Below are 14,272 nucleotides of genomic sequence, written 5' to 3'. Positions count from 1 at the left end.
CTAGGAAGCGCAGCGAACCGCGGGCCGCCCGAGCGCGGCACGCGGCGGCCATCAATGGTCAGGCGACTGGCTTGGAAGCGTCCATCGATCCATCCGGATAGATATAGAGGCCTTCGAAGTCCTTCTGCATCGCGTGAATCATCACGGAGGTGAAGAGCGCCAGGGCCGGCATCTTCGAGGCCAGCAACGGCATCGTCTCGGTCTGGAGGATCTTCTTCCGCTCCTCGAGCGTGGGAGCGCTGCGCTCCTTGTCGAGGCTCGCATCGATGGCGGGATCTTCGATGCCGCAAATGCGATGCGAGGAGGAGTGAAAATGCGTGCGCAGGATCAGATCGGGCTCGGGCGAACCGGTCGACCATCCGCAATCCACCATGTGTCCGGGACCACCGCCCGGACGATGGTACAGCCGCTCATTCCAGGCCGCGGGCTCGAGCACGGTCAGGCTGACATTGAAGCCCTGCTCGTTGAGCATCGCGGTGATGATTTCGCCGTACTCCTTGGTTTTGGGATAGAAGCCCACCGATGTGATATATTCGAGCGGCTGCAATCCCTTGCCGTTCGGAAAGCCCGCCTCGGCGAGCAAGGCCTGGCACTTCTTCGGATCGAACTTCGGATAGTTGTCGAGATCGATATAACCGAACTTCACCGGAGAGACAAAATTCGAGGACGCGTGCCCGGCCGAACCCAGCACTTCGAGGATGAGATCGCGATTGATGGCATGACAGGCGGCAAGCCGGATGCGGGGATCGTTGAAGGGCGGCTTTGAGCAGCGGAACCAGAGATACTTGTTCTCGACCGACACGACGCGGTTGATGTGGATGTTCGGATTTCCCTTCACGGCATCGACCTGCTCGGGCTCCAGCCGCTCGACAATCGAGGCCTGACCGTTCATCAGCGAGAGCATGCGGGTCGTGGAGTCGCCGGTGAAGGTGAAGTTGATCCCCGCGATGGCCGGCTTGCCCTTGAAGTAGCCATCGAAGGCCTGCATCACAGTATCGTTGCCGCGCTGCTCAACGAACTTGAACGGACCCGTGCCGTTGAGCCGCTGCGATAGCACCCCGCCGGGCCCACCCGCGATATCCTTCGCCGACATGATCGGCAGGAAAGCCGCGAGGAACATGAAGAGGTGCGCCGGATAACCGCCCTTCGACGTGTCGACGATGACGGTATAGTCATCGGGCGTCTCGATCTTCAGTGTTTCGCTGGGGCCGGGATACCATTGCGCCGGCCGATCCGACTTGGATCCGTATTCGAAGGTGGTCTTGACGTCCTCCGCCTTGAACGGCTTGCCATCGTGAAACACGATGCCCTGGCGCAGCTTGATCTGTAGGCGATTGGGATCGAGCAGCTTGATGTCGGTTGCGAGCTCGTAGACGACCTCGCCCGGGTTATCGAGCTTCATCGGTGTGCGGGTGAGAAAGCCCATCACGAAACCTTCGATGTTCTTCTGCGAAAGCGTCGTGTGAGCGGTCGGATCCCAGTTGCCGGTGATGTTCTCGGCCGACAGGAAGGTCATGATCTTGCCGGCCTGCGCATGAGCCGCGGAGATAAAGAAATCAGGATTGATCTGCGCGTAACCTGCAGCAACCGCGGCTGCCGCCGTACTCTTTAGAAAGTGGCGGCGGTCAAATTTCGCATGCATCGATATTCCCTTTCTCTTGGAACAGCCGGCAAATCGGTCAAAACGGTCATGCAGAAGGCGTGCCAGATTAAAGTCAGCCGAATTTGGAACTAAAATTTGTGGTTTTTGACCGATTGTTCGGCGAGGCCCTCTCCCCCCGGTCCAGCGCTGCGCAAAAATCCGCCGCCCGGCGAACCAACCGCCTAAGGCACGTGCAATGCGTGATGAACGCGCGGCCTTCTCAACCGGCCGCGAAGCGGGCATGTCGCGCAACGAATCTGCACGCTTCTCATTCGATCTGCCTAGAACGCCGAGCGCGGTGGCCCGGCCGCGGGCGGTGACGCGCGCGTGCGGCGACGCCGCGCCGCTGCAGAAGTCGCAGGGCCGATCAACTCGCCGAAGTCAGCCCCTGCATCCAACCGACGGTGGTTGATGCCGACCTCTGGCCGTTCCGGCAGATCCTTTCTTCAAACGAAACATGCAGTCTGCCCTCGGCAGGTCGAATGTCCTTATTGATCAGCGCAGATTTTTCAGGCGACGCGAAAAGCCCCTGCCCTCCGAAGGCAAAGGTCACACGTTCGAATCGTGTCGGGTGCGCCACTTTTTTCCTTATTTTGCAGCGCTATATTGCTCGCTTGGGCTAAAACTCGAGTTCGCCTTTGGTTGGCCGGGTAAGCAACCCAGAGGAAAATCGTCGCCGAGTGCCGATTGCTTGGAACTGACGATTTCGGTCGGAAGCTCGCCAATCTGGGGAATTCGTTCTCTCTCTCTCTCTCTCCTCAAGGTCACCTGGGAGCGGTGATGACCGTGTCATCTTGCCTCGCCACTAGTGATTTCAGGAAAACTGGCAGATCAACCGGGTACTTCCAGCGCACGCCGCAATCTGCGAACGATGATGCCACGAGCCCGATCATCCGCGGCTGCTGCCAGTCGATCGCTGATGTCTAGGACGAGCTTCGACATGTCGTTATGCCAATCGAGCGCAACCACCGCCTCGGGCGCAAGCCGCCGACGCCGGGACACGTCCAGGGAGGTCGGTGCCGCTGTCGATAACGCAAAAATATCGTCCAGCAGCGGCTCAAATACCCGGGCCGCCGGAATGATCCGTTCGGAAACGCGCTCCGCCAGCCCGTTAATGGCGGGCTCCTCGCCATGAACCAGAAACAGGCCCCGCTCGATCGGCCGGCGCGCGGCGATCCAACGCGCAAGCTCGGCGCCATCAGCATGTCCCGAATAATCGTCGATGCTTCGGATGGTGGCCGCGACCCTGATTTCGTTGCCCCAGAGCCGAACGACTTACGCACCATCAACGAGAAAACGGCCCAGTGTTCCCCGGGCCTGAAAACCAACCAGCAAGACGGTGGCGCGCGCGTTCCACAGCCAGTTCTTCAGGTGGTGCCAGATACGTCCGGCGTCGCACATGCCGCTGGCGGCGATGATAATGTGAAAGCCGGTCAGTCTTCTGCTCGAACGCGGCCATTGCATCAGCAGCATACATCAGCGCTGGACCACCGCCCATGTAGACGCCATGCCGAGCGCTTCCTCGACCTCTTCCCGCGTGGCGCCAAGCTTCGCAAGCGCCTCGCTGTGAAAGCCGATGCAACCGTCGCAATGCCCGGCAACGCCGAGCGCAAGTGCGATCATCTCCTTAGTCTTTTTGTCCAGCGCGCCGTCCCGCGTCGCGGCCTGCGCAAGCGTGGCAAATCCCTTCATCGTGTCGGGGATGTCGTTGCGCAGCTTGCGCAGATTTTGCGGAAATCGCCCTAGTGATCTCGGGATAGTTCTTGTCCATTTTGCCCTCGTTAGTTCGGTACGTCTCTGGTGGGATCCGCTTCGCGGGGCGCCCGCAACGCGATGTAGATCGCGGGGATGACGAGCACGGTCAGCAGCGTCGACGATGCCAAACCAAACAGCAGCGAGATCGCCAATCCCTGGAAGATCGGATCGAGGAGGATTGTCGCGGCGCCGATCATGGCCGCAAGCGCGGTCAGCAGGATCGGCTTGAAGCGGACTGCGCCGGCCTCCAGCACCACCTCGCGCAGCGATTTGCCGTCTCCGCTGCTGTGCCTGATGAAGTCGACCAGCAGGATCGAGTTGCGTACGATGATGCCGGCCAGCGCGATAAAGCCGATCATCGACGTCGCGGTGAACGGAGCACCCAACAGCCAATGCCCGACGAGGATGCCGATCAACGTCAGCGGGATCGGCGTCAGGATGACCAGCGGCAAACGGAAACTCTTGAATTGGGCGACGACCAGCACGTAGATGCCAAGGATGGCCGCGCCGAAGGCCGCGCCCATGTCGCGGAAGGTCACCCAAGTGATTTCCCATTCGCCGTCCCACAACAGCGTCGGACGCGCCTCATCTGCTGGCTGCCCGTGCAGACTGATCGCCGGCTTCGGCAGATTGCCCCAGTCGTGGGCATCGACGCGGTCGGCCACCGCAAGCATGCCGTAGAGCGGCGCCTCGAAGCGCCCGGCAAGTTCGGCCATCACCATGTCGGCGAAACGCCCGTCTCGGCGGAAGATCGTCGGTGAACCATCCTCCATCGTCGCTTTCACAACCTGGCCAAGCTCTACCACCGTCTTGCTGCCGGGCACCGTGTTGGCGGGTACCGGCGTCGAGGCCAGCGCCTCGTCCCAGACCAGGTCGCGCTTGCCGAGATGCACCGCGATCTCGATCGGGTTGCGGTCCTCGCCGCGATGCGAATAGCCGATCGAGATGCCGCCAAACAGGGCCTGTATCGTGTCATAGACATCCCGCTGCTCGACGCCGAAGAATTCGAGCCGGTCCTGGTCGATGGAGAGCCGGAGCCGCGGCCGCTTCTCGCCGATGGAATCGTCGATATCGACGATGAACGGCACCTCTGCAAAGACCTTCTTGAGCTCGGCCGTGACCGCGCGGCGTGTGGCCGCATCGGGACCATAGACTTCGGCGAGTAGCGTCGAAAGCACCGGCGGCCCGGGCGGCACTTCGACCACCTTGATGCTGGTGCCCCTGGGCGGATCTAGTGCCTTCAGCTTCTCGCGCAGCTCGAGCGCGATCTCATGGCTGGCGCGCTTGCGCTCGGCGCGCGCCGTCAGGTTGACCTGCACTTCACCGAGCTCGGGGCGCTCGCGCAGGTAATAGTGACGCACAAGGCCGTTGAAATTGAACGGCGCCGGCGTGCCAGCATAGGACTGGAGCGAGGTCACTTCAGGCAGTTGCCGGGCGATCTCGGCCGCAACGAACAAGGTGCGCTCGGTCGCCTCCAAGCTCGCTCCTTCCGGCAGGTCGACGACGACGGAGATCTCCGACTTGTTGTCAAACGGCAGCAGCTTGACCGTTACCGACTTGGTGGCAAACAGCGTCATCGACAATAGCGTCGCGATGCCGACCCCGAGCAGGAATATCCATGCAGAGCGCCTGCTGCGCACGATCGGCGAGGCAAAGCGTCGGTAGAGCCGGCCCAGGCGCCCTTCATCATGTACAGCATGCACGGCGGTCATTTCGCCCTTCGGCGCCAGCTTCAGCATCAGCCAGGGCGCGACCACCATGGCGACAAAGAAGGAAAACAGCATCGCCGCCGAAGCGTTGGCAGGAATAGGCGCCATGTAAGGGCCCATCAGCCCCGACACGAACAGCATCGGCAACAGCGCCGCGACCACGGTCAGCGTCGCGACGACGGTGGGATTGCCGACCTCTGCAACGGCCTCGATGGTCGCCTGCAACCGCGGCCGGCCGTCGCGCATGCTCCAATGCCGCGCTATGTTCTCGACGACGACGATGGCGTCGTCGACCAGGATGCCGATCGAGAAGATCAGCGCGAACAGGCTGACACGGTTGATGGTGTAGCCCATCAAGTTGGCGGCGAACATCGTGAGCAGGATCGTCGTCGGAATCACGACAAAGGTCACCAGAGCCTCGCGCCAGCCGATCGCAATCGCGATCAGCACGACGATCGAGATCGTCGCGAGCCCGAGATGGAACAGGAGTTCATTGGCCTTTTCGTTGGCGGTCTCGCCATAGTCCCGGGTCACCGTCACCTGCACGTCCTCGGGGATCAGACGCCCCTTCAATCCCTCCAGGCGGTGATTGATATCGGAGGAAACAACCACCGCATTGGCGCCGGCGCGCTTGGCGAGTGCGAGGCTGACCGCGGGCACCCGGGTCCATTGCCCATTCCCGTCCCGCGCATCGTTCCAGACCCGATGCTCGATCGTGTTCGGACCGATGATGACGCTCGCCACGTCCTTGACGTAGACCGGCCGTCCGTCACGGGTCGAGATCAGGAGCAGGCCGATATCGGGAATGCCCGCGAGCGTCTGGCCTGCGGCGACATTTCGAACGATGCCGGCATCGCGGACCTGGCCGGCCAGGAACGAACGATTGGCATCCTTGACCTTGGACACGAGCTGTTGCAGCGTGACGCCGAACAGCGACAACTTTCCCGGATCGGGCTCGACCCTGATCTGCTGCGCCGCGCCGCCTGAAATGTAGGTCAGTCCGATGCTGTCGACTTTCACGAGCTCCGAGCGGACCTTGTCGGCAAGCTCGAACAGATCCTTATCGGTCCAGCGTTCGGCGGCTTCCGGCTTCGGCGACAGTGCCAGGACCGTCACAGCAACGTCATTGATGCCGCGGCCGACGATCGATGGCTCGGGAATCCCAACCGGGATGCGATCGAGATTGGCTCGAATCTTCTCATGGACGCGAAGGATCGCGTCCTCCGCCTTGGTGCCGACCAGGAACCGCGCGGTGACCATCACCCGGTCGTCCTCAGTCTGACTGTAGACGTGCTCGATGCCGTCGATGCCCTTGACGATCGCTTCGAGCGGCTTGGTAACGAGCTCGACCGCATCGGGTCCGCGCAAGCCGTCCGCGTTGACGCGGATATCGACCATCGGAACGCTGATCTGCGGTTCTTCCTCGCGCGGAATCACGATGACCGCGATCAGGCCGACGACGAGCGCAGCGATCAGAAACAACGGCGTCAGGGGCGACGCGATCGTCGCCTTGGTGAGCCTTCCCGAGAGTCCGAGGTTCATGGCCGCATCAACTGGTCGCCGGCGCGAATGCCGGACAGAATTTCAAGGCCATCGGGAAGCGCGGGCGTCGGCAATTCCGGCCCGCGCTGCACCGGCACGTCGATCACCCCCCCCGGCCCTTTGTAGCCGCACGTAGTCGATGCCGAACCGGGTCGTCACGTAGCCTGCCGGAACGATGAAGGCCGGCCGCGCGCCACCGGAGATCCATACCCGGAGCCGATCGCCGACGAAATATTCGCCGAGCCCTTCGACGGTCGCATCCGCGATGACGCGCCCTTCCTCGATCAGCGGATACACGAGATCGATAACGCCCCACTTGGCGGCTTCGCCGCCAAGCTCCGCGCCGTCGACGCGAATCTTGTCGCCGGCCTTGAGGCGGCGCGCATGGCGCTCCGGCACCCGCAACCGCAGTTTGAAGTTCTGCTGCGCGACCGTGACGATGGGGTCACCGGGCAATACGACAGAACCAATCGTGATGAGCCTCTTCAGCACGCGCCCCTCTGTCGGTGCAAGCACCTGACCCTGGTTGAGTTGCTCGTTGATCACGGCACGCTCGGCTGTCTTGGCACGCAGACCGTTCTCCGCCACGTTCAGCGCGGTCCGGGTCTCGTCGAGCTTGACGCGCGGAAGTGTGCCGCGCTCGACCAGCCCCTCGGTCCGAGTGAAATCGATCTGCGCCTGGTTGGCCTGCGCCTGCAGCGCCTCGATCTGCGCATCCAGCGACTTCATCTGCAGGCCGAGCTTCTCGTCGCCGATGGTGGCGATCGCCTGCCCTGCGGTCACGCGGTCCCCTTCCCTGACGTGGAGCTGGACCACGGTTCCGCCGATGCGCCCGCGCGCCGACACCACGCTGATGCTTTCGACTGTGGCAAAGACGGCCTTTTCGTCGGTGACGACGTGCTGCGCCACCGTCAGCGTTTCCGCCGTCGCGAGGCTGGCCTGCAAGGTGGCGGCCGCGATCGCGACCATAAATCCCAAGGGTCGCATAAGGTTTGTCCGCGTAATCATGGAACCGTCACACCGCGGCACGGCGCGCCTCTGTCATCTCATCGGTTTTACAGGATGGGGCGTTGATCTCGCTCAAGGCGCCGCCACGCGATCGCTCGTAACTTTCATTTCGTTCTTGCGGATTTCGGTGCGCAAAATATCTGATAGAGCGTCTTCAGCACCTCACGCGCTGGCTCGCTTGCGATCGAATAGAAGATTGTCTGCGCCTCCCGGCGGGCGGACACCAGACCATCCTTGCGAAGGAGCGCAAGGTGCTGGGAGACCGTCGAATCCCGCAGGCTCAGGAATTCGGCGAGTTCACCGACCGACCGTTCGCCGTCAATCAACTGGCAGATGATCAGAAGCCGATGCCGGTTCGAGAGCGCCTTCAGCAACTCGGTCGCCTGATCGGCCGCCCGCTCCATAACTTCACTATCCATCTTCATACTTGCGTATATACGCATAATCGAATATATCGTCAAGTGTAGAAAGGCCGGGACGGAACCGGCGATCGACATCCAACGGAGGTACCCATGGCGGAAATTGTTGTAATCGGAGCCGGTCTGAGCGGAACGCTGATGGCCTATGAATTGCTGCCGCAGTTACGAAAGGATGACCGCCTGAGCGTGATCTCGCATGGCGCTGTCTATCACTTCGTTCCGTCCAATCCTTGGGTGGCTATCGGCTGGCGCAAGCAAAACGAGATCGAAATCAATCTCGAAGAGATCATGAAGCGCAAGGGCATCCGCCTGCTGACGCAGGGCGCCAAGCGCGTGCATCCGGCCCAGAATCGCGTCGATCTCGGCGACGGCACCTCGATTGACTACGACTACCTTGTCGTCGCGACAGGTCCCGAGCTTGCCTTCGACGAAATTCCGGGCCTCGGTCCGCAAGGGCACACTCAATCGATCTGTCATGTCGATCACGCCTCGCGAGCCAACGAAGCGTTCGAAAGGCTTGCGGCCAATCCCGGCCTAGTCGTGATCGGCGCGGTCCAAGGCGCCTCGTGCTTCGGGCCGGCCTACGAATTCCTCTTCATCCTGGAAACTGAACTGCGCCGCCGCAAGCTGCGCGACAAGGTGCCGATCACCTTCGTCACTTCGGAGCCCTACATCGGCCATCTCGGATTGGAAGGCGTCGGCGACACCAAGAGCATGCTCGAAAGCGAGATGCGTGAGAAGCACATCAAATGGATCACCAACGCGCGCGTGGACAGCGTCGGGCCTGGCACGATGTCGGTGGAGGAGTTCGCCGAAAACGGTGCGGCGCACAAGGCGCACGATCTGCCTTTTTCGTATTCGATGATGCTGCCCGCGTTTCGCGGTGTCGAGGCGGTGCGCGGCATCGAAAAACTGACCAATCCGCGCGGTTTTGTCATCGTTGACAAGCACCAGCGCAACCCCGCCTACCAAAATGTATTCGCCGTCGGGGTGTGCGTGGCAATCGCGCCGGTCGGAGCGACGCCAGTGCCGGTCGGCGTCCCGAAGACCGGCTTCATGATCGAATCCATGGTCACAGCGGCTGCGATGAACATTGGTGCCCTGCTCCGCGGCCAGGAACCCAAGACGCAGCCGACGTTGAACGCGATCTGCCTTGCGGACTTCGGCGACTCCGGCGTCGCATTCCTGGCACAGCCGCAGATCCCGCCGCGCAACGTTAGCTGGTCGTCCAAGGGGGAGTGGGTCCACTACGCAAAGGTGGCCTTCGAAAAGTACTTCATCCGCAAGATGCGGCGAGGCGAGAGCGAGCCGTTCTATGAACGATTCGTGCTCGACAGGCTGAACATCGCCAAGATCAGGGAGGTTCGAACTGGCACATGAGTGAGACATGCCAGATCGTCTGTGGGTATTGCGGGCGGACCAACCGCCTGCCCGCCGAGCGCGCGCCGGCGGCCGCGCGATGCGGTGCCTGCCGCCAGGCGATCTTCACCGGTCTTCCGATCGAGGTCGACGAAGAAGGTTTTCAGCGTCATGTCGCGAACAGCGACATCCCGGTCCTGGTCGATGTATGGGCTCCGTGGTGCGGACCCTGCCGCGCCATGGCACCAATGTACGAGCGCGCTGCGCGCGAACTCGAGCCGAAGGTTCGGCTGCTGAAGCTCAACTCCGACGGCGCGCCAGGCCTCTCGTCGCGCCTCAACATCGCGGGGATTCCCACCCTGCTGCTGATGCGTGGCGGCCGGGAAATCGCCCGCCACGCCGGCGCGATGGATGCGCGCAGCATCGTCGCCTGGACCCAGGCTGGCCTGACAGGTTCGTAAGACCGTAACCCTTCAATAGGAGCATGCCATGAATGTCGATAAAGCCGTTCTCGCCTTCGCAGGTTTCGTCGTCCTGCTTGGACTCGCACTGGGGACTTACGTGAATGCGTACTGGTACCTGCTGACGGCGTTCGCCGGGCTAAACATGTTGCAGGCCTCGTTCACTGGCTTCTGCCCCGCTGCGATCGTGTTCAAGAAGCTGGGCCTGCGCGACGGCTGCGCGTTCTCGTGAGCTGGTACGGAGAAGAAGACCCAATTCGACGGAGACAGCCATGACCTATCACTTCTCGAAAACGGTCGACCTGCCGTTCGAGGCAGCGGTGGCGGCCACGACCGAAGCCTTGAAGCACCATGGCTTCGGCGTGCTCACCCAAATCGACGTTAAGGACACCCTGAAGAAGAAACTTGGGGTCGAGGTTCGGCCATATCTCATCCTCGGGGCATGCAATCCCAAGCTCGCCTATGAGGCGCTGAGCCTCGAGGACAAGATCGGCACCATGCTTCCCTGCAACGTCGTGGTTCAGCAGCGCGAAGGCGGCAAGGTCGAGATTTCGGCGGTGGATCCCGTCGCTTCGATGACGGCGATCCAGAATCCGAAGCTCGGCGCCCTCGCGGGTCAAGTTCGCGAGTTGCTGAAGCAAGTCGTCGCCGAGATTGCGTGAGACCTTTCGCACAGATTGCAGAGGCCGACCATGATCGACGATATCATCATCGAGGGACCTGTTTCTCACTGGCAGTAGCTGAGGGCGACGACAAGCGGCAGCTGGTGAAGTTCCTGCGGCCAATGATTGATCATACATTGTCCAACATGCGGGACCACGTCCAAGCCTTGCAGGAGAGTCAGTCCCAACTTGGGATGGGCCATGCCGACGACGCCGCGAGGATCGCGGAGTCGAGCTGTGGATGTCGTCCCTGAGCCTGCACGGCGGCGCCGAGGTTACCAGGTACATGCCCGATGGCACGCAGGATGCGGGCTCGGCGATCGATCGTGCAGCGAGCCGTTTCGCTATCGCGGCTCAGGACGTCGGCGTCAGGGGCAATCTAAAGCCGGCCTCGTCCGGACTAACGGAGATCACGACGCCATGTGTAAGTTGCCGTGCCGGTACCGCCTGAGGTGACGACCCGTGCCGCCGATCGCGCGGAGTTCATTAAACCCGCAGGCGCCTAGACAACGGCGCCTCCGCGAGAGCGCCAGCCGCTCATGCCGCCCTCATAGTGGCGCACGTTCTGCTGGCCGGCGGCGAGTGCACGGCGCAGCGCAGTCGCCGAGCGACCACCTGCCTGACAAATCAGGACGACCGGCTTGCCCTGCGCCAATCTCGCTGGATCGAACTGCGACAGCGGATGATTGAGAGCGCCCGGAATGTGGCCGTTGCCGAATTCGTGCGGCTCCCGGACATCGACGATCGTGCAGCTCTTCTCGCGATGCGCCTGCACCAACTCATCGTGATCGATCGCAGCAACGCTGGTTGCCCCCGCGAACTTCTTCAGCAATCCTGACAGCATGGCAGATACCTCTTCTTTGCTTTGCTTGGCTGGCCGAGCCGCCGTACCGCCAACATATTCGAATTGTCGAATATATTCAACCTTGTTGGATCAAGCGATCGCGGGATCACGCTCGAACTTCGCGAAAGAAACGGTGCCCGCGCGACCCTTGACGATGGAATGCCGAATGCTATTGAAGGCACCAGATGCGCAAGCCAGACACTCAGATCCTGGAGAAAAAAGCAAGCGAGCTCGCCGCGCTGATGCGCATGTTTGCCAATGAGCATCGGCTGCTGATCCTGTGCCAGCTGGTCGAGGTCGGCGAAGCGAGCGCCGGCCCCCTCGCGGACTCCGTCGGGATCTCACCCTCGGCACTCTCGCAGCATCTTGCAAAAATGCGGGGCGAAGGGCTGGTCGCCTCCCGGCGCGACAGCCAGACGATCTGGTACCGCATTTCCGACCCGCGCGTGGAAGAGCTGTTTGCCACCCTGCACCGGCTGTATTGCAGCAGGAAGGCTCGCTGAGCCTCCTTGCTGACGCCCGGCGTTTCAGGCCCGCTTCGGCTGACTCGTCTCGACCCACCGGAAGAACAATCCGGCCCCGATCGCGAGCACGATGAACCACGCAGCGTCCGGCACACCTGTCAGATCTGGCAACCGGACCTTGCCGAGCGCCCAGACATTCAAGACATGTCCCTTGAGCCAGTCGAAACTCAGCGCATACAGAATCGCGCCGGCTACCATGCCGAGGGCACCGACCAACGCATGAACGCTGCCGGTCGCGATCGCGCCGAGAGCCGTTCCGGGGCAGTAGCCGTAGACCACCATTCCGACGCCGAACAGCGCCGCGCCCAGCGCGACCGCGAGCATGTTGGCATCCTTGACGTAGTATTTGGAGTTGCCGGTATCGACCAGCAGCAGGACGCCGATCCCCCCGACGACGATCGCGGTGCCCATGACCTTGAGGACCGTGAAGTCGCGCAGGCGGAACTGGTTCTCGATCACGTTGCAGCTCGTTACATTTCCCCGCTGCAGCAGGAATCCGAAGACGGCTCCCATCGCCAAGGCACCAAAAATCGCAAGCATCGTCATCTCCTCAGAACTTGCGGAACATGATGGCCGACACGACGAGGCCGGTTGTGAACATCACGCCCAGGAACAGCCAGCTCGACAGTGCAAGCTGAAGGCCGCCCGAGATGCCGTGGCCGCTGGTACAACCGCCGGCGAGGCGCGCGCCGTACATGATGACGGCTCCGCCGAAAAAAGCGGCGATGAAACGCTTCGTGACCGATGGACCGAAGCGATCCTTCCATACCTCGGGAACGAGCTCGAGACGCCAAGTCCCCGAAAGCACGGCCGACACGAAAGCGCCGAAGGGGATGCCGACCAGGAACCAAACACCATAGTCCCACTTCAGCGGCATGCTCTTCCAATAGTCGTTCTGAGCAACCGCATCGACGCCGATCAACGGCGTCGCAAACAGCGACGCGATGCGCGAATAAGCGGTGGTGACGCCGAGCGGATCGCCAAACAAACCGAACGCGATCCAGCTCAGTATGCCGATGCCTGCACCGACCAGATAAGGGGACCAGTCGAGTCGAGCGCTTCGCGGCACATCCCGCGCGATATCGTGAGTGATAGTCGTCATGGTGCGTCTTCCCCGAAAATGCGGCGCTTGTCGCGGCCGCAGCCATCAACCATCGGTCCTCTTTATATTCAAAAGTCGGAATTTAGCAATCGCTAAAGTAGCATGCAGTCTTCAGGTGCCCTCGGCCCTGGCGGCGTGACGCACCCACGGCGACCAGCCGCGGTCGACGAGCTGATCGGTGACCGCCGCGCCCGTCCACATGCCCATGAGCACGAGCCATGCCGTCACGGCGAACATCGAGGCGCCTGTGATTCCGGCCCCGACCGCGCAGCCACCGGCCAGCATCGCACCGAACCCCATCAGGACGGCACCGATCAGGTAGCGGCGCATGCCCAATCCGTCGGAGAAGCCCTCTAGCCGAACCTCATGTCCGTAGGCGGCTGCAACGAAGGAGCCGAGAAACACGCCCGGGATGATGCCGAGATCAAAATCAAGATGGATATTGGGACTATTAAGCACCACGGCCAGGACCTCGACAGACGGCCCGCTGAATGTGAGACTCTTCAGCGCCACGGGAGCAAAGGAGGATTGCGATAGCTGATAGGTGAAAAGCCAACCCGCGACGACGGCCAGGCCAGTCAGCAGCGCAGACCAGAGCAGCCGCGGAGCAAGACGGCTGCGGAACGCGAAACCAAATCCGGCCAGCAGCCAGATGGCGCTGAAAGCAAGCTTTTCCGGCGTCCCCCCGCCCACGAGGCTCATGATGTCACGCGAAGGGCCGCCGTTGATCAGCCAAAGATTGGTCAGCCACTCCCGAGCAGGTGACAGCAGCCCGCGATAGGCCGCTTGGGCCGCAACAGCGAACACCAGACCAGATAAGAGCGCGCGCAGGTTACCGTTGGCCGAAAGCACCAGCAGGCGGCTCGCGCAGCCTCGCGCCAGCACCATACCGCAACCGAACATCAAGCCCCCGATCAGCGCGCCGGAGATACTGCCCTGCTGTGCAAGCTGACGCGCCTCGGAGACGCCAAGCCATCCGAGCGCAACCAGCAACTGCGTTCCCATCAGAGCGCCGGCAAAGGTCAACAACCAGACCGCCAATCGCTGCCCTGCTTGCCCGCGCGAAAACTCGATCGCCGCGGCGCGTAGGCAGAATCGGCTGCGTTGAGCGAAGAAGCCGAAAAAGCCGCCGATCAGAAGCCCGCCGATCCACGACAGCAGATCCTCACCTATGAGATCGGCAATCGACGTCAGCACGTTCGCTACGACTCCCTTGAGATTTCCCCAGTCTATCGATCCTGTATT

The 14,272-nt window shown here is 62.0% G+C and carries 13 protein-coding genes and 3 pseudogenes; 6 read left to right on the top strand and 10 right to left on the bottom strand.

The window, feature by feature from the left end; genetic code table 11:
• Window positions 1–58: 58 nt before the first annotated feature.
• The 6 genes and pseudogenes from HU230_RS08495 to HU230_RS08470 all read right to left on the bottom strand — a co-directional run bounded on the left by HU230_RS08495 (window position 59) and on the right by HU230_RS08470 (window position 8,060).
• Window positions 59–1,642: an ABC transporter substrate-binding protein gene (locus HU230_RS08495; protein ID WP_176532062.1), complete on the bottom strand. Its 1,584-nt coding sequence runs from the start codon at window positions 1,640–1,642 to the stop codon at window positions 59–61.
• An 831-nt stretch (window positions 1,643–2,473) separates the two neighbouring features.
• A pseudogene (locus tag HU230_RS08490) lies at window positions 2,474–3,082 on the bottom strand (MBL fold metallo-hydrolase RNA specificity domain-containing protein); the annotation flags it as partial.
• Window position 3,083: 1 nt separating this feature from the next.
• A pseudogene (locus HU230_RS08485) lies at window positions 3,084–3,413 on the bottom strand (carboxymuconolactone decarboxylase family protein); the annotation flags it as partial.
• A gap of 10 nt (window positions 3,414–3,423) precedes the next feature.
• Entirely contained in the window at window positions 3,424–6,648 is a 3,225-nt protein-coding gene (locus tag HU230_RS08480) for an efflux RND transporter permease subunit (RefSeq protein WP_176532063.1), read from the bottom strand.
• Window positions 6,645–7,635, bottom strand: a pseudogene (locus HU230_RS08475) (efflux RND transporter periplasmic adaptor subunit). Before HU230_RS08475 ends, HU230_RS08480 begins: the two are co-directional and overlap by 4 nt.
• A 125-nt stretch (window positions 7,636–7,760) precedes the next feature.
• Window positions 7,761–8,060: an ArsR/SmtB family transcription factor gene (locus tag HU230_RS08470; RefSeq protein WP_176532064.1), complete on the bottom strand. Its 300-nt coding sequence runs from the start codon at window positions 8,058–8,060 to the stop codon at window positions 7,761–7,763.
• Between the two features lie 108 nt (window positions 8,061–8,168).
• On the opposite strand from HU230_RS08470, the gene HU230_RS08465 reads away from it, so the two are divergent.
• From HU230_RS08465 to HU230_RS08445, 5 genes are all read left to right on the top strand, one after another.
• A complete protein-coding gene (locus HU230_RS08465; RefSeq protein ID WP_176532065.1) occupies window positions 8,169–9,455 on the top strand; it encodes an NAD(P)/FAD-dependent oxidoreductase in 1,287 nt (428 codons plus the stop codon).
• Window positions 9,452–9,895 (top strand): thioredoxin TrxC, encoded by a 444-nt coding sequence (gene trxC / locus HU230_RS08460; RefSeq protein ID WP_176532066.1) that lies wholly within the window; start codon window positions 9,452–9,454, stop codon window positions 9,893–9,895. Before HU230_RS08465 ends, trxC begins: the two co-directional genes overlap by 4 nt.
• Window positions 9,896–9,923: 28 nt before the next feature.
• Window positions 9,924–10,127 (top strand): YgaP family membrane protein, encoded by a 204-nt coding sequence (locus HU230_RS08455; protein ID WP_176532067.1) that lies wholly within the window; start codon window positions 9,924–9,926, stop codon window positions 10,125–10,127.
• Window positions 10,128–10,167: 40 nt separating this feature from the next.
• Window positions 10,168–10,557: a DUF302 domain-containing protein gene (locus HU230_RS08450; RefSeq protein WP_176532068.1), complete on the top strand. Its 390-nt coding sequence runs from the start codon at window positions 10,168–10,170 to the stop codon at window positions 10,555–10,557.
• 241 nt (window positions 10,558–10,798) lie between these two features.
• A complete protein-coding gene (locus tag HU230_RS08445) occupies window positions 10,799–11,008 on the top strand; it encodes a hypothetical protein (RefSeq protein ID WP_176532069.1) in 210 nt (69 codons plus the stop codon).
• Between the two features lie 51 nt (window positions 11,009–11,059).
• On the opposite strand, the gene HU230_RS08440 is transcribed toward HU230_RS08445, so the two are convergent.
• Entirely contained in the window at window positions 11,060–11,401 is a 342-nt protein-coding gene (locus HU230_RS08440; RefSeq protein WP_176532070.1) for a rhodanese-like domain-containing protein, read from the bottom strand.
• A 185-nt stretch (window positions 11,402–11,586) separates the two neighbouring features.
• Here HU230_RS08440 and HU230_RS08435 point away from each other — a divergent pair, with 185 nt between their 5' ends.
• Window positions 11,587–11,904, top strand: coding sequence for an ArsR/SmtB family transcription factor (locus HU230_RS08435; RefSeq protein ID WP_176532071.1), 318 nt, complete (start codon window positions 11,587–11,589; stop codon window positions 11,902–11,904).
• Window positions 11,905–11,928: 24 nt separating this feature from the next.
• Here the strand turns inward: HU230_RS08435 and HU230_RS08430 are convergent, their stop codons facing one another.
• The 3 genes from HU230_RS08430 to HU230_RS08420 all read right to left on the bottom strand — a co-directional run bounded on the left by HU230_RS08430 (window position 11,929) and on the right by HU230_RS08420 (window position 14,224).
• On the bottom strand, window positions 11,929–12,471 hold the full coding sequence (locus HU230_RS08430) for a YeeE/YedE thiosulfate transporter family protein (RefSeq protein WP_176532072.1): 543 nt from the start codon (window positions 12,469–12,471) through the stop codon (window positions 11,929–11,931).
• Between the two features lie 4 nt (window positions 12,472–12,475).
• Window positions 12,476–13,027, bottom strand: coding sequence for a YeeE/YedE thiosulfate transporter family protein (locus HU230_RS08425; protein ID WP_176532073.1), 552 nt, complete (start codon window positions 13,025–13,027; stop codon window positions 12,476–12,478).
• A gap of 111 nt (window positions 13,028–13,138) precedes the next feature.
• Window positions 13,139–14,224: a YeeE/YedE family protein gene (locus HU230_RS08420; RefSeq protein WP_176532074.1), complete on the bottom strand. Its 1,086-nt coding sequence runs from the start codon at window positions 14,222–14,224 to the stop codon at window positions 13,139–13,141.
• Window positions 14,225–14,272: the final 48 nt, after the last annotated feature.

Origin of the sequence: Bradyrhizobium quebecense (genome assembly GCF_013373795.3) — a bacterium.
In the GTDB taxonomy this organism is placed as follows: domain Bacteria; phylum Pseudomonadota; class Alphaproteobacteria; order Rhizobiales; family Xanthobacteraceae; genus Bradyrhizobium; species Bradyrhizobium quebecense.
This window is presented reverse-complemented; position numbering and strand designations above follow the sequence as displayed.